Source organism: Pseudomonas sp. GM49 (assembly GCF_000282355.1).
GTDB lineage: Bacteria > Pseudomonadota > Gammaproteobacteria > Pseudomonadales > Pseudomonadaceae > Aquipseudomonas.
Genome location: NZ_AKJL01000127.1, coordinates 1 through 20,567 on the forward strand (window position 1 = coordinate 1; position 20,567 = coordinate 20,567).

General features: G+C 59.6%; 16 protein-coding genes and 1 pseudogene. 11 read left to right on the forward strand and 6 right to left on the reverse strand.

Features of this window, described 5'->3' with window-relative positions; translation table 11 throughout:
- The 9 genes and pseudogenes from PMI29_RS16840 to PMI29_RS16800 all read left to right on the forward strand — a co-directional run.
- Positions 1-316: pseudogene (locus tag PMI29_RS16840) on the forward strand (hypothetical protein); the annotation flags it as partial.
- Positions 316-1,473, forward strand: coding sequence for a hypothetical protein (locus PMI29_RS16835; protein WP_007997346.1), 1,158 nt, complete (start codon positions 316-318; stop codon positions 1,471-1,473). The pseudogene PMI29_RS16840 and the gene PMI29_RS16835, both read left to right, overlap by 1 nt.
- Positions 1,460-2,707 carry an NAD(P)/FAD-dependent oxidoreductase gene (locus tag PMI29_RS16830; RefSeq protein ID WP_007997347.1) on the forward strand — a complete coding sequence of 416 codons (1,248 nt, stop codon included), beginning with the start codon at positions 1,460-1,462 and terminating at the stop codon, positions 2,705-2,707. Before PMI29_RS16835 ends, PMI29_RS16830 begins: the two co-directional genes overlap by 14 nt.
- Positions 2,704-3,429 (forward strand): class I SAM-dependent methyltransferase, encoded by a 726-nt coding sequence (locus PMI29_RS16825; protein ID WP_007997348.1) that lies wholly within the window; start codon positions 2,704-2,706, stop codon positions 3,427-3,429. Before PMI29_RS16830 ends, PMI29_RS16825 begins: the two co-directional genes overlap by 4 nt.
- A complete protein-coding gene (locus tag PMI29_RS16820) occupies positions 3,429-3,980 on the forward strand; it encodes a hypothetical protein (RefSeq protein ID WP_007997349.1) in 552 nt (183 codons plus the stop codon). Before PMI29_RS16825 ends, PMI29_RS16820 begins: the two co-directional genes overlap by 1 nt.
- Positions 3,977-5,173 (forward strand): beta-ketoacyl-[acyl-carrier-protein] synthase family protein, encoded by a 1,197-nt coding sequence (locus tag PMI29_RS16815; RefSeq protein WP_007997350.1) that lies wholly within the window; start codon positions 3,977-3,979, stop codon positions 5,171-5,173. The genes PMI29_RS16820 and PMI29_RS16815 overlap by 4 nt, the downstream gene beginning before the upstream one ends.
- Positions 5,170-5,631, forward strand: coding sequence for a hotdog family protein (locus PMI29_RS16810; RefSeq protein WP_007997352.1), 462 nt, complete (start codon positions 5,170-5,172; stop codon positions 5,629-5,631). The genes PMI29_RS16815 and PMI29_RS16810 overlap by 4 nt, the downstream gene beginning before the upstream one ends.
- Positions 5,628-6,356 carry a 3-oxoacyl-ACP reductase FabG gene (gene fabG, locus PMI29_RS16805; RefSeq protein WP_007997353.1) on the forward strand — a complete coding sequence of 243 codons (729 nt, stop codon included), beginning with the start codon at positions 5,628-5,630 and terminating at the stop codon, positions 6,354-6,356. Before PMI29_RS16810 ends, fabG begins: the two co-directional genes overlap by 4 nt.
- Positions 6,356-7,582 (forward strand): beta-ketoacyl-ACP synthase, encoded by a 1,227-nt coding sequence (locus tag PMI29_RS16800; RefSeq protein WP_007997354.1) that lies wholly within the window; start codon positions 6,356-6,358, stop codon positions 7,580-7,582. Before fabG ends, PMI29_RS16800 begins: the two co-directional genes overlap by 1 nt.
- A 253-nt stretch (positions 7,583-7,835) precedes the next feature.
- On the opposite strand, the gene PMI29_RS16795 is transcribed toward PMI29_RS16800, so the two are convergent.
- Positions 7,836-8,099 (reverse strand): DUF6124 family protein, encoded by a 264-nt coding sequence (locus tag PMI29_RS16795; RefSeq protein ID WP_007997355.1) that lies wholly within the window; start codon positions 8,097-8,099, stop codon positions 7,836-7,838.
- Positions 8,100-8,816: 717 nt separating this feature from the next.
- Here PMI29_RS16795 and PMI29_RS16790 point away from each other — a divergent pair.
- Positions 8,817-9,758 (forward strand): lipid II-degrading bacteriocin, encoded by a 942-nt coding sequence (locus PMI29_RS16790; protein ID WP_007997356.1) that lies wholly within the window; start codon positions 8,817-8,819, stop codon positions 9,756-9,758.
- Between the two features lie 549 nt (positions 9,759-10,307).
- On the opposite strand, the gene PMI29_RS16785 is transcribed toward PMI29_RS16790, so the two are convergent.
- Positions 10,308-11,207, reverse strand: a complete 900-nt coding sequence (locus PMI29_RS16785; RefSeq protein ID WP_007997357.1) for a LysR family transcriptional regulator — start codon at positions 11,205-11,207, stop codon at positions 10,308-10,310.
- Positions 11,208-11,325: 118 nt separating this feature from the next.
- On the opposite strand from PMI29_RS16785, the gene PMI29_RS16780 reads away from it, so the two are divergent.
- Entirely contained in the window at positions 11,326-12,600 is a 1,275-nt protein-coding gene (locus PMI29_RS16780; RefSeq protein ID WP_007997359.1) for an MFS transporter, read from the forward strand.
- A gap of 63 nt (positions 12,601-12,663) precedes the next feature.
- Here PMI29_RS16780 and hemE read toward each other — a convergent pair whose 3' ends face one another.
- From hemE to PMI29_RS16760, 4 genes are all read right to left on the reverse strand, one after another.
- On the reverse strand, positions 12,664-13,731 hold the full coding sequence (gene hemE, locus PMI29_RS16775) for a uroporphyrinogen decarboxylase (protein WP_007997361.1): 1,068 nt from the start codon (positions 13,729-13,731) through the stop codon (positions 12,664-12,666).
- Between the two features lie 255 nt (positions 13,732-13,986).
- Positions 13,987-15,405 carry an FAD-dependent oxidoreductase gene (locus PMI29_RS16770; protein WP_007997363.1) on the reverse strand — a complete coding sequence of 473 codons (1,419 nt, stop codon included), beginning with the start codon at positions 15,403-15,405 and terminating at the stop codon, positions 13,987-13,989.
- Positions 15,406-15,437: 32 nt separating this feature from the next.
- Positions 15,438-19,883 carry a glutamate synthase large subunit gene (gene gltB / locus PMI29_RS16765; protein WP_007997364.1) on the reverse strand — a complete coding sequence of 1,482 codons (4,446 nt, stop codon included), beginning with the start codon at positions 19,881-19,883 and terminating at the stop codon, positions 15,438-15,440.
- 349 nt (positions 19,884-20,232) lie between these two features.
- Positions 20,233-20,567 (reverse strand): SPOR domain-containing protein (locus tag PMI29_RS16760; protein ID WP_007997365.1); only part of this gene is annotated, 335 nt, incomplete at its 5' end.

Genomic DNA, 20,567 nt, shown 5'->3' on the forward strand with positions numbered 1-20,567 from the left:
CCTGGCCAGTCTCGGCTGGCTGGGGCAGCCGTTGACCCTGTTCAGTCTGTTCGGCCTGCTGCTGGTGACGGCGATCAGCGTCGATTACGCAATCCTGATGCGCGAACAGGTCGGCGGTGCTGCCGTGAGCCTGCTGGGTACCTTGCTGGCGGCGCTGACCACCTGGCTGTCGTTCGGTCTGCTGGCGGTGTCGAGCACCCCGGCGGTGAGCAATTTCGGACTGTCGGTGAGCCTGGGCCTGATCTTCAGCTTCTTGCTCGCGCCGTGGGCCGGTCGACAGGTGCATGAGGCCACTACCGTGGAGCGGGCAGCGTGATGGTCGTTCTGTTCTGGGCGATGGCGCTGGCGTTGTTCGCGGTGGTGACCCGTGTCGGCCGCCATTTTGGCCTGATTCCCATCGTCAGCCAGTTATTGCTGGCAACCATCGGTTTGCCGCTGCTGATGTATTTTTGGATCGAGCCGCAATGGCAATTGAGCGGTGCGCAGCTGGTGTCGCCGGGCTGGCTGAAGAACCTCTACAGCCTGAGTTTTGCCCTGTTGCTGGGCTACATCCTCAGCGATGTGATCGACCTGCAACTGGATCGCCAGAGCCTGAAAATCGCCCTGCCGAGCTTTTGCATTCCGTTTGCCTGCGGCCTGGCCACGGCGATCTGGTTGTTGCCGGCGCAACCCTGGATCAGCTCGCTGGCCGTCGGCCTGTTGTTCGCCATCACCGCGATTCCGGTGTTGTACCTGTACCTGCGGCACATCGATTACCCGCCCGGCGCCACCCGGCGACTGGTACAAACCGCGATTCTCATCGACCTCGCCTGCTGGACGCTGTTCGGCATCGCCCAGGGCAGCCTGCACCTGAGCAGCCTGCTGCTCCCCTTGGCCGGCGCGTGCCTTCCGGTGCTGCTGCGGTTACTCGGTTTGCGTCAGACATGGCTCTACAGCCTGAGCTTTTTCGCCCTGCTGGTCGTCGCCGAACACTTCAAGCTCAATGCGCTGATTTTCGGCATCGGCTATGTGTTGATCATGGCCGCGCTGAAAGCCCCACTGGTCCTGCCGCTGCCGGCCGTGTGGATGGGCCGCTTGCAGACGTACATCGCCATCCCGCTGATCCTCACGTTCGGCATCGTGCAGATCAATGTGCACAGCGCGATGGACAGCCTCGGCTGGGTGCAACTGGTCGCCCTGCTGCTGTTGCCAATGCTGAGCAAACTGTTGGGCAACTGGCTTGGCCTCGGCTGGGCCGGGGCCTCATTCAAGGGCGCCAGTCGCTGGCGGGAAAGTGTGCTGCTGAACATCCGCGGCTTGAGCGAGATCGTTTTTCTCAACCTGCTGCTGCAACAGCAACTCATCAGCCCGCCGCTGTACTTTGCGCTGATGCTGATGGGCCTGATCGCTACACTGCTGCCAGCCCTGACCGGTATGCACCGAATCCCCCTGAAAACCGCTGTCCCGGCAAGGAGCCCTCATGCCAACCGTTGAAATGGAATGCCGCCAGGTCGTGGTCATCGGTGCCGGTCCTTCGGGGGCCATCGCCGCCGCGTTGCTCAAGCGCAAGGGACACGATGTGCTGGTGATCGAGCGTCAGCATTTTCCACGGTTTTCCATCGGTGAGAGCCTGTTGGCCCATTGCCTGGACTTCGTCGAGGAAGCGGGCATGCTCGACGCCGTCAATGCGGCCGGCTTCCAGCTGAAAACCGGTGCCGCGTTTGCCTGGGGCGAACGTTACAGCGCCTTCGATTTCGGCGAGACGTTCAGCCACGGCAAATCGACGACGTTTCAGGTCCAGCGCGCCGATTTCGATAAGCTGCTGGCCGATCAGGCCGCGCTTCAAGGCGTAGAGATCCGCTATGGCGAAACCATCGTCAGCGTCAACAATGCCCCGAAAAAACCACAGCTCGGCGTGCGCCGCGAAGACGGTAGCGAGTACCGCATCGAAGCTGATTTCCTGCTCGATGCGAGTGGTTACGGCCGCGTGCTGTCGCGCTTGCTCGACCTTGAGGCGCCGTCGAACTTCCCGTCGCGGCAGGCCGTGTTCACGCACGTCGAGGACCGTATCGACCACCCGGCCTTCGACCGCAGCAAGATCCTCGTGACCACTCATCCGACCCAGCGCGACGTGTGGTTCTGGACCATCCCGTTCAGCAACGGGCGCTGCTCGGTCGGCGTGGTCGCCGCCGAGGAACGTTTCGCCAGCCGCAGCGACAATCTGGACGAGTGTCTGCGCGGCTTTATCGCCGAGACACCGAGTTTGGCCCGCGTGCTGACCAATGCGCGCTGGGATACCGAGGCCCGAACCATCGGCGGTTACTCGGCCAACGTCAAAACCCTGCACGGTCCGGGCTTCGCGCTGCTGGGCAATGCGGCGGAATTCCTCGACCCGGTGTTTTCCTCTGGCGTGACCATCGCCATGCGTTCGGCGAGCATGGCCGCCGGGGTCTTGCACCGTCAGCTGCAAGGCGAAGCCGTCGACTGGCAAACCGAGTTCGCCGAACCGCTCAAGCGCGGCGTCGACACCTTCCGTTGCTACGTCGAAGGCTGGTATGCCGGGACCTTCCAGGATGTGATCTTCCATGAGAGCAGTTCGCCGGAAATCCGCGGGATGATCAGTTCCATACTTGCCGGATATGCCTGGGATCCACGCAACCCGTTCGTCAGCGAAGCCAGGCGCCGGTTGAAGGTGATATCAGAATTCTGTGCAAGAGATGCTTCATGAACTACTTGAACGACAACTACGTCGAAGAAACCCGTTTCGGTTTGTGGTTCCTACGTAGCCGGATCTGGCAGCACTATGTGCTGCGGCTGGCGATCAACGATTTGCGCGGCCTGTTCAGCGAAGCGCCGCCTGCCGACCCGGTACTGCTGGATGCCGGCTGTGGTCAGGGCAAGTCATTCGCGCTGCTGCGCCAGGCCTTTGCGCCCGGTCGTCTGATTGGCGTCGATGCTGATCCCTACAGCCTGAACCAGAGCCGCGAAGAAGCAGTCCGACAGGCAATGGAAGTGGAGTTGATCGGCAGCGACTGCGCCAGCCTCGACCTGCCGGACGCCAGTATCGACCTGCTGTTCTGCCACCAGACCTTCCATCATCTGGTGGAGCAGGAACAGGCGCTGGCCGAGTTCTACCGCGTGCTCAAGCCCGGCGGTTATCTGCTGTTCGCCGAATCCACCGAGGCCTACATTGATACCTGGGTGATCCGCTGGTTGTTTCGCCACCCGATGCACGTGCAGAAAAGCGCTGCGCAGTACCTGCAAATGATTCGCCGGCAGGGTTTCGAATTTACCGCGCAAAACGTGTCTTATCCGTACCTGTGGTGGAGTCGCGCCAAGGATTTCGGCCTGCTCGAATATTTGGGTGTGTGCAAGCCAAAACCCTTTGGCCAACGGGAAGAAACCCTGGTCAATGTGGTGGCGCGCAAACCGTTTGAAGGAATTGTGTGATGTCGATTACCCGTCGCTTGAAATACCAAACCTGTGGGAGCGAGCTTGCTCCCACAGGGGTAGTCGGTGTGTTGCGATTTCTGCTACTTGCTGTGGCCCTGCTGCTAAGCGCCTGCGCCGGCCGGGCGCCACTGCCCGAGCAAAATCCGGATCTGCCGTTGCCGCTGCAATTGCATATTCAGCTATTGAAGCCCGACGACCGCCTGGACTGGGTGCTGGTGATCCAGCGCGAAGAAGCGGGCATTCGCTGGTCGATGATGGACCTGCTGGGCATTCCCCAGGCCCGCCAGCTATTGAACGATAAAACCTGGCACGCCGACGGCCTGTTGCCACCCAACCCGCAAGCCCGGGAGCTGTTCGCGGCGTTGCTGTTTGCGCTGACGCCAAAAGATCAACTGGCGGCCAACTATCCCGGCGCCTGGCAACACGGCAGACAACGGTCCCTGCCCGAGCGCTGGGACATCCGCTACGCACAACCGCAGAGTTTTGAATTGATGATTGCGAAAGGTGCGACCTATCAAGTCACGCCCCTGAGCGGTGAAACGCCATGACGGCTTACCTCAATGCCCTCGGATTGGTCTGCGCGCTGGGCCGTGACAAGCAGGAAGTCGCGCGCAACCTGTTTGCCGGCGACTGCGGCGGCATGCGCGAACAAGCCGGGTGGGTGCCGCAACGCACGCTGCCGGTCGGTGCGGTCCAGGGCAAACTGGCAACCCTTCCAGCCGACATGTCGCGTCATCACAGTCGCAATAATCAGTTGTTGCTGGAAGCCACGCTGCAAATCCGCCCGGACATCGACAGCGCGATCCAGACTTACGGTCGCGACCGCATCGGTATCGTACTGGGCACCAGCACCTCGGGTATCGACGAGGCCAGCCAGGGCCTGGCGCATTACCTGCGCGAAAAGCAGTTCCCGCCTGAGTACGACTACCAGCAACAAGAGCTCGCTGCGCCGGCGAACTTCCTCGCCGAGTGGCTGCAATTGAGCGGGCCGGCCTATGTCATTTCCACGGCTTGCACCTCCAGCGCCCGAGCCTTGATGAGCGCCCAGCGCCTGTTGGACCTGGGCATTTGCGACGCGGTGCTGTGTGGCGGTGTCGACACCTTGTGCAAGCTGACCCTCAACGGTTTCACGGCGCTGGAAGCGGTCTCGGAACAACGTTGCAATCCGTTTTCGGTGAACCGCAATGGCATCAACATTGGCGAAGCGGCGGTGCTGTTCCTGATAACCAAACGTGCAGGCGACAGCCAACCGATTGCCTTGCTCGGCAGCGGCGCCAGCTCCGATGCACATCACATTTCCGCCCCGGAGCCGACCGGTCGTGGCGCCCTGCAAGCCATGCGCAAAGCCTTGGGCCGCGCCAACCTGCAACCGGAGCAGATCGCCTACCTGAACCTGCACGGCACTGCCACCCAGCACAACGACGCCATGGAAAGCCAGGCCGTGGCGACGCTGTTCCCGGCCGGCGTGCCCAGTTCGTCGAGCAAACCGATGACGGGCCACACCCTCGGTGCAGCCGGGGCGCTGGAAGCGGCGTTCTGCTGGTTGAGCCTGAGCGCAGACAATCGCGAGCATGCCCTGCCGCCGCACGTATGGGACGGGCAGCCCGATCCCGAATTGCCGCCGCTGCAATGGGTGACCCCGGCCACTCGCCTGACGTCCATTGCACCCCGCTACCTGATGAGCAACTCCTTTGCCTTCGGTGGCAACAACGTCAGCCTGATTATCGGAGACGCCCCATGATTGACTGGCCGCTCGCCGAACTGCTGCCCCACGCTGGCGACATGATCCTTATCGATCAGATCCTGGCGTTCGATGAAGAGCAGATTCACACCCGCCTGACCGTCAAGCCCGATGGCCTGTTCAATCTCCCCGACGGCAGCCTGCCGGCGTGGGTCGGCATCGAACTAATGGCGCAAAGTGTTGCCGCCTTCGCCGGTTGCCATGCGCGTCAGCGCGGTGATGCGGTGGAGCTGGGTTTCCTGCTCGGCAGCCGAAAATTCGAATGCAACGTTGAAAGTTTTCCGGCCGGTACCGAGTTGACCATCCACGGGATTCGCTCCCTGGAAGACGATAACGGCATGGGCGTGTTCGAGTGCCACATCAACGCCCCCGGCATACACGTCACCGCCCGCCTGAACGTGTTCCGCCCACCCCAGGCCGCTCAATATCTCCATGAACCCGAAGGAGTCCAGTCATGACTGAATCCGTACTGGTCACCGGTTCCAGCCGTGGCATCGGCCGCGCCATCGCCTTGCGTCTGGCCCAGGCCGGGCACGACATCGTGTTGCATTGCCGCAGCGGCCTGGCCGACGCCGAAGCCGTCAAAGCCAAAGTCGAGGCCATGGGTCGTCGTGCGCGCATCCTGCAGTTCGATGTGTCCGACCGTGCCCGTTGCAAAGAAATTCTCGAAGCCGACGTGGAAACCCACGGCGCCTATTACGGCGTGGTACTCAACGCCGGCCTGACCCGCGACGGAGCCTTTCCAGCCCTGAGCGAGGACGATTGGGATGAGGTGATGCGCACCAATCTCGACGGTTTCTACAATGTGCTGCACCCGGTGATGATGCCGATGATCCGTCGTCGCGCCGCCGGGCGGATTGTCTGCATCACCTCGGTGTCGGGGCTGATCGGCAACCGTGGCCAGGTCAACTACAGTGCCTCCAAGGCCGGGTTGATCGGCGCGGCCAAAGCATTGGCGATCGAACTGGGCAAGCGCAAAATCACCGTTAACTGTGTCGCCCCCGGCCTGATCGACACAGCCATGCTCGACGAAAACGTGCCGGTGGAAGAACTGATGAAAATGATCCCCGCACAACGCATGGGCACCCCTGAAGAGGTGGCCGGCGCGGTGAATTTCCTGATGTCGGCGGAAGCGTCATACATCACCCGGCAGGTTCTGGCCGTCAACGGAGGCCTGTGCTGATGAAGCGCGTCGTCGTCACCGGCATGGCCGGCATCACCTCGCTGGGCAACGACTGGGAAACCATCGCCGGCAACTTCGCGGCCAACCGCAGCGGCATCCGCCGGATGGACGAGTGGGATCGCTTTACCGAACTCAACACGCGCCTGGCTGGCCCCATCGATGACTTCAAGGTGCCGAGCCACTGGACCCGCAAGCAACTGCGCAGCATGGGCCGGGTCTCGCGGCTTGCTGTGGGCGCGGCGGAGATGGCGCTGGCCGATGCCGGCCTGTTGGGCGACGAGTCGATCAAGGACGGGCGCATGGGCGTCGCCTGCGGCTCCTCCACCGGCAGCACCGACGAGATCAAAGCATTCGGCAACATGCTGCTCAACTCGGTGGCCGAAGGCCTGAACGCCAATTCCTACGTGCGGATGATGCCGCACACCACGGCGGCGAACATCAGCATTTTCTTCGGCCTCACCGGTCGCCTGATCCCCACCTCCAGCGCCTGCACCAGCGGCAGCCAGGGCATCGGCTATGCCTACGAGGCGATCAAGTTCGGCCGCCTGCCACTGATGCTCGCCGGCGGTGCCGAAGAACTGTGCCCGACCGAAGCCATGGTCTTCGACGCGCTCTACGCCACCAGCCTGAAAAACGACACCCCACAACGCAGCCCGCGCCCTTACGACACTGCACGCGACGGCCTGGTCATCGGCGAAGGCGGCGGCATGCTGGTGCTCGAAGAACTGGAGCACGCCCTGGCCCGCGGTGCGCACATCCATGCCGAAATCGTCGGTTTCGGCAGCAACGCCGACGGCCAGCACACCACCCGTCCCGAACAAATCACCATGCGCCGGGCCATGGAACTGGCCCTGGAAGACGCCGGGCTGAAACCTTCGGACATCGGCTACGTCAACGGCCACGGCACCGCCACCGAACAGGGCGACATCGCCGAAACCCTGGCCACCAGCAGCCTGTTCGGCGAACACATGCCGATCAGCTCGCAAAAGAGCTTCCTCGGCCACACCCTCGGCGCCTGCGGTGCGCTGGAGTCCTGGTTCAGTATCGAAATGATGAACCGCGACCTGTACGCCCACACCTTCAACCTCGACGAAGTCGACCCGCATTGCGGCAAGCTCGACTACCTGCGCGGCGAGTTTCGGCAGATGAGTAACCGGTACGTGATGAACAATAATTTTGCGTTTGGCGGGGTGAATACTTCGTTGATTTTCAAGCGCTGGCCGTAACAAGGCAATTTGAAGAATTACCGGTAAGCAATGAATAACCTGTGGCGAGGGAGCTTGCTCCCGCTGGACTGCGCAGCAGTCCCCTTTTGGGGCCGCTACGCGACCCAGCGGGAGCAAGCTCCCTCGCCACAATAGGGTCTTTCTCAAACAGGTCGACTTAGCATCGACCTGTCTGGCTCTGCGATGGCTGGTTGCCCAGGATCCTCAAAGTCTCACAAGCCCCTTTCGGGGACGATCAGTTACCAGTGATTTACTAGCGCGAGTCGAGGTTATCCAACACCCGATTCACCGCCATTTCCCCCAGCATGATCGACTGCTGAATGCCCAGCAGGGTGTGGCCCTGCGATCCCTTCAAGTCTCTGGCGAAGTCACTCGTCATGACGTTTGCCGAGGCCAGCGACACGCAGGCGTATTCCAGCAGGGTGTGGTTATCGATATCGGGCGCGATGAGGAAGAGGGGGCTGGGTTGATGTGGCGAGTCCGGATCGGTGTCCGGTGGACTTGGCGTATTGGTCATGATTCAGCGTCCTGAAAGTGGGGGCCACACCGAATCGCTACTGATCAAAAGGGTGGCAGCTGTACGCAGGTTAGTAGACCGGGCAAACCGAAAACCGGCGCGCCCGAAGGCGCCCTGCGCACAGCCACCGTCAAGGGCAGGTATGTCCATACCTGCCTATCAGGAGCGCATATGCGCTTCGGTTTACTACGGGCTACTAAACCCGATCACTGACCATCAGTGACGCGGATCAAGTTACCGACCGACTCCAAGGCGCACAAGCCGGCGGATTCTGGAGTAGTTGTAGGCAGCGCCGCAAGGCGCTGTAGCCTCTTCGATGGATTTCAGAAATATCCTACAGCAGGTAGTGAAGCATTCCAAAGGGGATGATACATCCTCGTTCCAGATAGCTGGTTTTTTAGTGTTCTTACAGACGCTTTACGAGCAGGCTCGATTACCTTCGCGACGAGTTCCAACAGATGGGTAATCGGTAAAAGAGGAACAACAACCTCACCTATGGCGGGGGTGAATACTTTTCTGATTATTCAACCATGATCGTAGCTGCATTAATCAGAACCAAGAGAACCCGAATCATCGGATCATTCCGCAATCTTTGTAATACACTTCCGAACGTATATTTACCCTATTGAGCACTTTTCTTGCTCATGCTTAATTACCGAGGAGTCCAAACAAAGGACTCAGAAACCCATAAATCAATACCGAACAAGGATGTAGGTAATGGCTCAAAATGGAATCAACTTACCCGCCACAGATATTATTGGAACTTGGAGAGGATCATCAGGTGGATACTGGTCTACGGACGGCATCATCATTGATGGCACTTACGTTCTCCCTCCACCAGAACCCGAGGTGGTTACGGAAGATAAAAAACCCCTTATCATCGACATGATAAAGCGTCAAACGGGACTTGACGAATTTACTTTCAATTTGAAAATACTAGACAAGGCATTAAACAAAAACGATGCATATGGCGCAATAAAAGATATTTGGCATATCGTGGAAAGCGATCGTGGATGGGTAGATCCATACTGGAGAATCAATGATGATCTTTTCAAAAACAAAATCGTGAATTTTAGCTTGGCTGACGCTCTACAAAAAAGCGGTTTCAGTTCAAGAGAAGCTATTATTGCAGTCGCCAGTTCCGGGCATGCAGACAGTACTTCATACAAGCTGGAAACCCCAAAACTTTCTGGAGGCACGTTCAGTCCTGTCAAGGCACTTGGACATTACCTATGGGGTAAAGGGCAAAAGCTTGAAGTCGACATCAACACCATCGGACTTAATATTTTAGAGCACAAACTACCATTATTAAGACAGGCGATTGAACACACAAAATTACCTGACGTATATAATCTTTTCGACCCGCGCGTTGGATACGACACATTTAACGATAACCTTGCGACCTGGGCTTATCTGGGCAGAATTACTTTGAGCATGACAGGAGACTTTATACGAAGTAACGATGATTCCTGGCGATTCATTGGTGTAATAAAAGCCTACCATGACAAATACGATTTCAACGAGAGTGACAGACCTCCTGCATTAGAACATTTAACCACTGCCGGCAGGGCACTACCGGGAACTGGTTTTGAAATAGATATTTCAGGCGAATACAAAATACATTTAGTTGGCAGAGGACATCAAGTCCAACCATTCTAACAATATTTAGGCAGTCAAATAATATCTGACTGCCTTTTTCATTATCAGCAGGGCACTATAACCATGATCAATAAGTACTTTCGAACACTGTACCTCACAACGCTGCCAATCTCTTCAGCTGCGAGTTGTTACATCGTTATTTTAAATTACAAAAACAGCATTTATCCTACCATGCAAGACACGATAGCAATCCCATTAGTCTCTATGATCGGATTGCTTGCCACACTATTATCATTATCAATCATCCAAAATCCGCTTTACAAACAGCTATACCACCAAAAGACAACCAATATTGCTTCAACCGCCTTAGCATTATTTTCAACAACAGCCTCGTCAGTATTGCTTATTGGATCTATTAATTACTGGCTCACTCCAAATCACTTAGGAATTTCCGCACTTTACTTCATCACATTTGCTACCCATGTAATCCACCAATTAAACTTTTACAAAAAATTCGCCTCGCGAAGAAAATGACCAACTCACACTGGGTACCTTTGGTGACGGCCCAACGCTTGCAAGTTAAGCTGATAGAACATCATCAAGATATCCTTACGCTTTGGACTCAACCTTTTGCGTCAACAACTCCACAAACGCCCTCGCCATCGCCGACTTCTGATCCTTGCGCTGTACCAGCCACACCGCCGAAACAGCCGCCGGATCAAGCAACGGCCGGTAGACCACACCATCAATACGCATCCGTTGATAAGACGCCGGCAACACCGACACACCGAGCCCCGCCGCCACCAGGCCGATGATGGTCATCGCCTCCCCGGCCTCCTGGGCAAAGTGTGGGCTGAATCCGGAGTCCCGGGCCAGACTGAGCAGCTGCGCATACAGACCACTGCCGTAGCTGCGTGGAAAGAACACAAAAGGCTCAAGCGCCAGGGCTGACAGAAACAAGCCCTCTTCGCTGCCCTCGACCAACGGGTGCTTGGAGCTGAGCACCGCGACCAGCGGCTCACGCATCAACTCGACCACTCTAAGGCAATCCGGCAACCCGAGCGGGCGCATGATCCCGACCTCAATCGACTCGTCCACCAGTGCATCGGCCACCTGGGTGCTGCTCATTTCCCGCAGGTTCAGGTGCACCGCCGGGAAGCGCTGGCGAAAAGAGAAAATCGCCTGGGGAATGGTCGAGTTGAACGGGGCAGATGAGGTGAACCCAATCTTCAATTCACCCAACTCACCCAGTTGCGCCCGTCGCGCGACATCCGCCGCTTTATCGACCTGCGCCAGCACCAGCCGCGCCTCTTCCAGAAACAGCCGACCGGCCTCGCTCAACTCGACCCGACGATTGGTACGCTCGAACAGGCGTGCGCCGACCTCCTGTTCCAGCGCCTGAATTTGCTGGCTCAGCGGCGGCTGGGAGATGCCCAGCACCTGTGCGGCGCGGCCGAAGTGCAGTTCTTCGGCGACGGCAATGAAGTAGCGCAGATGACGCAATTCCATGAAAACCTCATTAGGTCGTAGAAGCTATCAATTAGGTCGAACAATATATTGGATTGAATCATTAGCCAGCTATATGCTTTTTTCATTGCCTGACCGACTGCGTCCTCCGAGGTCCCCCGTGAAAACTGCTGTCGCCCCACTCGCCCATGAAATTCCCCCCGCAGCGCAGGACGATATCGTCGTTGAGCTTGCAGAGATCTACATCGAGAAAGGCACGCCGGCGTTCATGCGCACCGTGCTGGCACTGTTCTGCGGTGGCTTTGCGACCTTCGCCCTGCTGTACTGCGTGCAACCGATGATGCCGCTGTTGTCCCACGAATATTCCATCAATGCGGCGCAAAGCAGCTTGATCCTCTCGGTGGCCACCGGCATGCTCGCGTTCGGCCTGCTGATCACCGGCCCCATCTCCGACCGCGTCGGGCGCAAACCGGTGATGGTCGCCGCGCTGTTCGCCGCGGCCCTGTGCACCATTGCCAGCGCCATGCTGCCGAGCTGGCACGCTGTGCTGGCGATGCGGGCGTTGGTGGGCCTGTCATTGAGCGGGCTGGCGGCGGTCGCCATGACCTACCTGAGCGAAGAGATTCACCCGCAGCACATCGGCCTGGCGATGGGCCTGTATATCGGCGGCAACGCAATTGGCGGGATGAGCGGGCGCCTGATTACCGGGGTGCTGATCGACTTCGTCAGTTGGCACACGGCAATGCTGGTGATCGGGGGCCTGGCCCTGATTGCGGCGGCGGTGTTCTGGAAAATCCTCCCCGAGTCGCGCAATTTCCGCTCCCGCTCGTTGCATCCGCGCAGCCTGCTCGACGGTTTCACCATGCACTTTCGCGACGCCGGTTTGCCGCTGCTGTTCCTTGAAGCCTTTGTGCTGATGGGCGCGTTCGTCACGCTGTTCAACTACATCGGCTACCGCCTGCTGGCCGAGCCCTATCACATGGAACAGGCGTTCGTCGGGATGCTCTCGGTGGTGTACCTGTCGGGCATCTACAGCTCGGCGAAAATCGGCGCCCTGGCCGACAAACTCGGTCGACGCAAAATGCTCTGGAGCACCATTGCACTGATGATCGCCGGCCTGGCCCTGACGATGTTCACGCCGCTGCCGCTGGTGATCATCGGCATGCTGGTGTTCACCTTCGGCTTCTTCGGCGCCCACTCGGTGGCCAGCAGCTGGATCGGCCGCCGCGCCACCAAGGCCAAGGGGCAGGCGTCGTCGCTGTACCTGTTCAGTTACTACGCCGGGTCGAGCATTGCCGGTACTGCCGGTGGGGTGTTCTGGCACCTGGGTGGCTGGAACGGGATCGGGCTGTTCATCGGTGCGCTGCTGGTGATTGCGCTGCTGATCGCGTTGAAGCTGGCGAAGTTGCCGCTGCTGAAGAATGTGAAAGCTTAAAATAAACGATCTTCAGAAACCAAAAACCCGGCAAATGCCGGGCTTTTTGTTATCGGGTCGCGCTCACTCGTGATACTGCGCCGACAGCTCATGCACCGCACGCAGGAAGGCGCCCGCGTGCTCCGGATCGACTTCCGGCGTAATGCCATGACCGAGGTTGAACACGTGGCCGCTGCCTTTGCCGTAGCTGGCCAGGATGCGGCCGACTTCTGCACGGATGGCTTCCGGTTTTGCGTAAAGTACGGTCGGGTCCATGTTGCCTTGCAGCGCGACCTTGTCGCCGACACGGGCGCGGGCGTTGCCGATGTCGCAGGTCCAGTCCAGGCCCAATGCATCGGCGCCAGCCTCGGCAATGCTCTCCAGCCACAGGCCGCCGTTCTTGGTGAACAGGATCACCGGCACCTTGCGGCCTTCGTGCTCGCGGATCAGGCCGCTGACGATTTTGCGCATGTAGGCCAGGGAGAATTCCTGGTACGCCGCGGCGGACAGGTTGCCGCCCCAGGTGTCGAAAATCTGCACCGCTTGTGCACCGGCCATGATCTGGCCATTGAGGTAGCTGGTGACCGACTGCGCGAGCTTATCCAGCAGCAGGTGCATGGCTTGCGGGTTGTCGTAGAGCATGGACTTGGTTTTGCGGAAGTCTTTCGACGAGCCGCCTTCGACCATGTAGGTGGCCAGGGTCCACGGGCTGCCGGAGAAGCCGATCAGCGGCACACGGCCGTTCAGCTCGCGGCGGATGGTGCTGACCGCGTCCATCACGTAGCCCAGGTCTTTCTGCGGATCGGGAATCGGCAGGGCTTCGATGTCGGCCAGGGTGCTGACGACTTTTTTGAAGCGCGGCCCTTCGCCGGTTTCGAAGTACAGGCCCTGGCCCATGGCATCCGGGATGGTCAGGATGTCGGAGAAGAGGATCGCCGCATCCAGTTCTGGATAGCGATCGAGCGGCTGCATCGTGACTTCGCAAGCGAACGCCGGGTTCATGCACAGGCTCATGAAATCGCCGGCCTTGCCACGGCTGGCGCGGTATTCAGGCAGGTAGCGACCGGCCTGACGCATCATCCACACAGGGGTGACGTCTACGGGTTGCTTGAGCAGGGCGCGCAGGAAACGGTCGTTCTTCAGGGCAGTCATGTCGGCATCCGGAAAAAAAGTGCGGGTATTTTCTCAGAGCCGGGCGCAAAAGGCACGGCAAGAGCGGAGGCTTTTGTCTATCGGGTCAATTTGTCGCAATGAAATACAGAGTTTAGCAACACCGCGAAACAACTGTGGGAGCGGGCTTGCTCGCGATGGCGGCATCACATTCAACATTTCTGTCGACTGATCCACCGCTATCGCGAGCAAGCTCGCTCCCACAGGGGGTATTGCATTTGGCTCTGGGTTGGGGGGTCAGACGCCCAGGTAATCCAGAATCCCTTCAGCCGCATTACGGCCTTCGAAAATCGCTGTTACCACCAGGTCAGAGCCGCGCACCATGTCGCCACCGGCGAAGATTTTCGGGTTGCTGGTCTGGTGCTTGTACTGGCCTTGTTCCGGAGCCACCACGCGGCCCTGGCTGTCGGTCTGGATCTCGAACTGTTCAAACCACGGCGCCGGGCTCGGGCGGAAACCGAAAGCGATGACCACGGCGTCGGCCGGGATGATCTCTTCGGAGCCCGGGATCGGCTCGGGGCTGCGACGGCCACGGGCGTCCGGCTCGCCGAGACGGGTCTCGACCACCTTCACGCCCTCAACCTTGTCTTCACCGACAATGGCGATCGGCTGGCGGTTGTAGAGGAATTTCACACCCTCTTCCTTGGCGTTCTTCACCTCTTTGCGCGAGCCCGGCATGTTCGCTTCGTCACGACGATAAGCGCAGGTCACCGACTTGGCGCCCTGGCGGATCGAAGTACGGTTGCAGTCCATCGCCGTGTCGCCACCGCCGAGTACCACGACCTTCTTGCCTTTCATGTCGACGAAATCTTCCGGCGACTTTTCAAAGCCCAGGTTGCGGTTGACGTTGGCGATCAGGAAGTCCAGCGCGTCGTACACGCCCGGCAGGTCCTCACCGGCAAAACCGCCCTTCATGTAGGTGTAGGTGCCCATGCCCATGAATACGGCATCGTATTCTTCGAGCAGTTGCTCCATGGTCACGTCCTTACCCACCTCGGTGTTGAGGCGGAACTCGATGCCCATGCCGCTGAAGACCTCGCGGCGATTGCTCAGCACGGTCTTTTCCAGCTTGAACTCAGGGATGCCGAAGGTCAGCAGACCGCCGATTTCCGGGTTCTTGTCGAACACCACCGGGGTCACGCCGCCACGCACCAGCACGTCGGCGCAACCCAGGCCCGCGGGACCTGCACCGATGATCGCGACACGCTTGCCGGTCGGCTTGACCTTGGACATGTCCGGGCGCCAGCCCATGGCGAACGCGGTGTCGGTGATGTACTTCTCCACCGAGCCGATGGTCACCGCGCCGAAGCCGTCGTTGAGGGTGCAGGCACCCTCGCACAGACGGTCCTGCGGACACACCCGGCCGCAGACTTCCGGCAGGGTGTTGGTCTGGTGCGACAGCTCGGCGGCCTGGAGGATGTTGCCCTCGGCCACCAGTTTCAGCCAGTTGGGAATGAAGTTGTGCACCGGGCACTTCCATTCGCAATACGGGTTACCGCAACCCAGGCAGCGGTGGGCCTGGTCGGCCGACTGCTGGGGCTTGAAGGGTTCGTAGATTTCCACGAACTCTTTCTTGCGTTGACGCAACAGTTTCTTCTTCGGATCCTTGCGCCCGACCTCGATGAACTGGAAGTCATTATTCAGACGTTCAGCCATTTTAAAACCTCATCAAACTCTTCAGGCGCATATCACTGCGGGTTGGCACGGGTGCTGGAAAGCAACGATTTCAGGCTGGCAGCCTTGGGCTTGACCAGCCAGAAACGGCGCACGTAATCATCGAGGTTCTCGGCGAGTTCACGACCCCACTCGCTGTCGGTCTCTTCGACGTACTCGTTCAGCACGCGTTGCAGGTGGCTACGGTAGGCTTCCATCGCCTCGCCGCTGATCCGCTGGATTTCCACCAGTTCGTGGTTGACCCGGTCAACGAAACTGTTGTCCTGGTCGAGCACGTAGGCGAAACCACCGGTCATGCCAGAGCCGAAGTTATAACCGGTCTTGCCCAACACGCAGACGAAACCACCGGTCATGTACTCGCAGCAGTGATCGCCAGTGCCTTCCACCACGGTGTGGGCACCGGAGTTACGCACGGCGAAACGCTCGCCCGCGGTACCAGCGGCGAACAGCTTGCCGCCGGTGGCGCCGTACAGGCAGGTGTTGCCGATGATGGCACTGTCCTGAGTGCGGTAGACGCTACCCTTCGGCGGAACGATCACCAGCTTGCCGCCGGTCATGCCCTTGCCGACGTAGTCGTTGGCGTCGCCTTCCAGGTACATGTTCAGGCCGCCGGCGTTCCACACACCGAAGCTCTGGCCGGCCGTGCCCTTGAAGCGGAAGGTGATTGGCGCGTTGGCCATACCCTGGTTGCCGTGCTTGCGCGCGATTTCGCCGGAGATCCGTGCACCGATGGAGCGGTCGCAGTTGCAGATTTCCAGGTCGAACTCGGCGCCGCTCAAGTCATTGATCGCCGAAGTAGCCATGGCTACCATTTTCTCGGCCAGCAAGCCCTTGTCGAACGGCGGGTTGCGCTCCACACCACAGAACTGTGGCTTGTCCGCCGGCACGTGGTCGCTGCCCAGCAACGGGGTCAGGTCCAGGTGATGTTGCTTGGCGGTCTGGCCTTCGAGGACTTCCAGCAGATCGGTACGGCCGATCAGCTCTTCGAGGGAGCGCACGCCCAGCTTGGCCAGCCACTCACGGGTTTCTTCGGCAACGTAGGTGAAGAAATTCACCACCATGTCGACGGTACCGATGTAGTGATCCTTGCGCAGCTTCTCGTTCTGGGTCGCGACGCCGGTGGCGCAGTTGTTCAGGTGGCAGATGCGCAGGTATTTGCAGCCCAGGGCGATCATTGGCGCGGTGCCGAAGCCGAAGCTTTCAGCGCCGAGGATCGCTGCCTTGATCACGTCGAGGCCGGTTTTCAGGCCGCCGTCGGTTTGTACCCGGACTTTGCCGCGCAGGTCGTTGCCGCGCAGGGTCTGGTGGGTTTCGGCCAGGCCGAGTTCCCACGGAGCACCCGCGTATTTGATCGAGGTCAGCGGCGATGCACCGGTACCGCCGTCGTAGCCGGAGATGGTGATCAGGTCCGCGTAGGCCTTGGCCACACCGGCGGCGATGGTGCCGACGCCAGCTTCGGCTACCAGCTTCACCGAGACCAGCGCCTGCGGGTTGACCTGTTTCAGGTCGAAAATCAGCTGCGACAAGTCTTCGATCGAATAGATGTCGTGGTGCGGCGGTGGCGAAATCAGGGTCACGCCTGGCACTGCATAACGCAGCTTGGCGATCAGACCGTTGACCTTGCCGCCTGGCAGCTGACCACCTTCGCCGGGCTTGGCGCCTTGGGCGACCTTGATCTGCAGAACTTCGGCGTTGACCAGGTATTCCGGTGTCACACCGAAACGGCCAGTCGCAACCTGCTTGATTTTCGAACTCTTGATGGTGCCGTAGCGCGCCGGGTCTTCGCCGCCTTCACCGGAGTTGGAACGCGCACCGAGGCGGTTCATGGCTTCGGCCAGGGCTTCGTGAGCTTCCGGCGACAGGGCGCCCAGCGAGATACCGGCGGAGTCGAAGCGCTTGAGCACCGACTCCAGCGGTTCGATTTCGCTCATGTCCAAAGGAGTGTCGAGGGTTTTGACTTTCAGCAGGTCACGGATCATCGACACCGGGCGGTTGTCCACCAGCGAGGTGTATTCCTTGAACTTGCTGTAGTCGCCCTGCTGCACAGCGGCTTGCAGAGTGTTGACCACGTCCGGGTTGTAAGCGTGGTACTCGCCACCGTGGACGAACTTCAGCAAACCACCCTGCTGGATCGGCTTGCGCGGGCTCCAGGCTTCGCTGGCCAGCGCTTTCTGCTCGGCTTCGATGTCGACGAAACGCGCGCCCTTGATGCGGCTCGGCACACCACGGAAGCTCAGGTTGCAGACTTCCTCGGACAGGCCGATGGCCTCGAACAACTGCGCACCACGGTACGAAGTAATGGTCGAGATACCCATCTTCGACAGGATCTTCAGCAGGCCCTTGGTGATGCCTTTACGGTAGTTCTTGAACACCTCATAGAGGTCGCCCAGCACTTCACCGGTACGGATCAGGTCGCCCAGCACTTCGTACGCCAGGAACGGATAAACGGCAGAAGCACCGAAACCGATCAACACGGCGAAGTGATGCGGATCGCGAGCGGTCGCGGTTTCCACCAGGATGTTCGAATCGCAACGCAGGCCTTTTTCGGTCAGGCGATGGTGCACCGCGCCGGTGGCCAGGGAAGCGTGGATCGGCAACTTGCCAGGGGCGATGTGACGGTCACTCAGCACAACCTGGGTGCGACCGGAACGCACGGCTTCTTCAGCCTGATCGGCGACGTTGCGGATGGCCGCTTCGAGGCCCACGCTTTCGTCGTAGTTGAGGTCGATGATCGCGCGCTCGAAGCCCGGACGATCGAGGTTCATCAGCGAACGCCACTTGGCCGGGGAAATGACCGGCGAGCTGAGGATCACGCGCGAAGCATGTTCCGGCGACTCCTGGAAAATGTTGCGCTCGGCACCGAGGCAGATTTCCAGCGACATGACGATGGCTTCACGCAGCGGGTCGATCGGCGGGTTGGTGACCTGCGCGAACTGCTGGCGGAAATAGTCGTACGGCGTGCGCACGCGCTGGGACAGCACGGCCATCGGCGTATCGTCGCCCATCGAGCCCACGGCTTCGTAGCCCTGTTCGCCGAGCGGACGCAGCACCTGGTCGCGCTCTTCGAACGTGACCTGGTACATCTTCATGTATTGCTTGAGCTGATCGACGTCGTAGAACGCCGAACCGTGGTCGTTGTCTTCCATGGTCGCCTGGATGCGCAGGGCATTCTTGCGCAGCCATTGCTTGTACGGATGACGGGACTTCAGACGGTTGTCGATGGCGTCGGTGTCGAGGATCTGCCCGGTTTCGGTATCCACGGCAAAGATCTGGCCAGGTCCCACACGGCCCTTGGCGATCACGTCTTCAGGCTGGTAGTTCCAGACGCCGATTTCCGAGGCCAGGGTGATGAAACCATTCTTGGTGGTCACCCAGCGCGCCGGACGCAGACCGTTACGGTCGAGCAGGCACACCGCGTAGCGACCATCGGTCATTACCACGCCGGCCGGGCCGTCCCACGGTTCCATGTGCATCGAGTTGTATTCGTAGAACGCGCGCAGGTCCGGGTCCATGGTCTCGACGTTCTGCCACGCTGGCGGAATGATCATCCGCACGCCACGGAACAGGTCGATGCCACCGGTCACCATCAGCTCGAGCATGTTGTCCATGCTGGAGGAGTCGGAGCCGACGCGGTTGACCAGCGGGCCGAGTTCTTCCAGGTCCATCAAATCGTTGGTGAACTTGGTGCGACGGGCCACGGCCCAGTTGCGGTTGCCGGTGATGGTGTTGATCTCGCCGTTGTGCGCCAGGAAGCGGAACGGTTGAGCCAGCGGCCATTTCGGCAGGGTGTTGGTGGAGAAGCGCTGGTGGAACACGCAAATCGAAGTTTGCAGGCGCTCATCGCTCAGGTCCGGATAGAAGGCGGTCAAATCCGCCGGCATCATCAGGCCTTTGTAAATGATGGTCTTGTGCGAAAAGCTGCAGACGTAGTGATCGACGTCGGCGGCGTTGGCCACGGACGAGCGACGACGGGAGGTGAACAGCTTGACGGCCATGTCCTGGTCGCTCAGGCCTTCACCGCCGATGAACACTTGCTCGATTTGTGGCAGGCGTTCAAGGGCCAGGCGGCCGAGGACGCTGGTGTCGATCGGCACTTTGCGCCAGCCGACCAGCTGCAAGCCGGCGGCCAGGATCTCGCGATTCATGTTCTCGCGAGCGGCTTCGGCTTTGACCGGGTCCTGGTTGAAGAAGACCATGCCCACGGCATATTGCCTGGGCATTTCGACGCCGAAGGTTTCCTGGGCGATGGCTCGCAGGAACACGTCCGGCTTTTGAATCAGCAGACCGCAACCGTCACCGGTCTTGCCGTCGGCATTAATCCCACCGCGGTGGGTCATGCAGGTCAGGGCCTCGATGGCCGTTTGCAAAAGGGTATGACTGGGCTCGCCCTGCATATGGGCTATCAGGCCGAAACCGCAGTTATCCTTGAATTCATCTGGTTGGTACAGACCTGCTTTCATAGACACTTTCTCACCAGGCTGCCTCTGATCGAGGCAAATTTCTTTTCAATTCAACCACTTGCCATCCGCGCCGAACGTACGCCAGCTTTGCGGGGACAAAAGGGAGGTCATTGTACACACCGACACTTGGCCTCACAAATTTGACGACGAAATGTCGCAAATCTATGTCGCATTTGTGAAAGGTTTAAAGCGATCTGCTGTGCTAGTCAAAACTTTTTTAATTTTGACCGCAACGACTCAAAGACTACTGTGACGCAGACACCACAAGGCACGCAGCCTGGAAGGCTGCGCGCACTTGTAGAAATTTTGAGGTGCTTGGAGAGGCAGCCTGGGTAAGGCCGCCGAATCTTCAGCGAGTTGTTGCCAGTTCCTGTTGGACGCTGGCGACAGTGCGAGGCCAAGGTTTACCAGCCTGAACCTTCGCTGGCAAGGCCTTGATGGCGGAAACGGCTGCATCACGATTGGCGAAGTTGCCGTAGGTGATCACGTAGAGCGGCTTGCCATTGAGGACTTTCTTGAAATAACGGTACTCGCCGCCCTGCTCCTTGACGAAGCTTTGTGCGGCAGTTTCGGAGCTGGTGCCGAGGATTTGCACCACGTAGTTGCCCGGAGCCTGACCGGCGTACCAGGTGCCGCCAGCAGCCTTGGCCACCGGAGCCGGTTTCTCGGCAGGCTTGGCCGCCG

Excerpts from the sequence above, each read along its gene's own strand:
- PMI29_RS16835 (WP_007997346.1), top strand. The coding sequence starts at position 316 with ATGGTCGTTCTGTTCTGGGCGATGGCGCTGGCGTTGTTCGCGGTGGTG.
- PMI29_RS16830 (WP_007997347.1), top strand. The coding sequence starts at position 1,460 with ATGCCAACCGTTGAAATGGAATGCCGCCAGGTCGTGGTCATCGGTGCC.
- PMI29_RS16825 (WP_007997348.1), top strand. The coding sequence starts at position 2,704 with ATGAACTACTTGAACGACAACTACGTCGAAGAAACCCGTTTCGGTTTG.
- PMI29_RS16820 (WP_007997349.1), top strand. The coding sequence starts at position 3,429 with ATGTCGATTACCCGTCGCTTGAAATACCAAACCTGTGGGAGCGAGCTT.
- PMI29_RS16815 (WP_007997350.1), top strand. The coding sequence starts at position 3,977 with ATGACGGCTTACCTCAATGCCCTCGGATTGGTCTGCGCGCTGGGCCGT.
- PMI29_RS16810 (WP_007997352.1), top strand. The coding sequence starts at position 5,170 with ATGATTGACTGGCCGCTCGCCGAACTGCTGCCCCACGCTGGCGACATG.
- fabG (WP_007997353.1), top strand. The coding sequence starts at position 5,628 with ATGACTGAATCCGTACTGGTCACCGGTTCCAGCCGTGGCATCGGCCGC.
- PMI29_RS16800 (WP_007997354.1), top strand. The coding sequence starts at position 6,356 with ATGAAGCGCGTCGTCGTCACCGGCATGGCCGGCATCACCTCGCTGGGC.
- PMI29_RS16795 (WP_007997355.1), bottom strand. The coding sequence starts at position 8,099 with ATGACCAATACGCCAAGTCCACCGGACACCGATCCGGACTCGCCACAT.
- PMI29_RS16790 (WP_007997356.1), top strand. The coding sequence starts at position 8,817 with ATGGCTCAAAATGGAATCAACTTACCCGCCACAGATATTATTGGAACT.
- PMI29_RS16785 (WP_007997357.1), bottom strand. The coding sequence starts at position 11,207 with ATGGAATTGCGTCATCTGCGCTACTTCATTGCCGTCGCCGAAGAACTG.
- hemE (WP_007997361.1), bottom strand. The coding sequence starts at position 13,731 with ATGACTGCCCTGAAGAACGACCGTTTCCTGCGCGCCCTGCTCAAGCAA.
- PMI29_RS16770 (WP_007997363.1), bottom strand. The coding sequence starts at position 15,405 with ATGGCTGAACGTCTGAATAATGACTTCCAGTTCATCGAGGTCGGGCGC.
- gltB (WP_007997364.1), bottom strand. The coding sequence starts at position 19,883 with ATGAAAGCAGGTCTGTACCAACCAGATGAATTCAAGGATAACTGCGGT.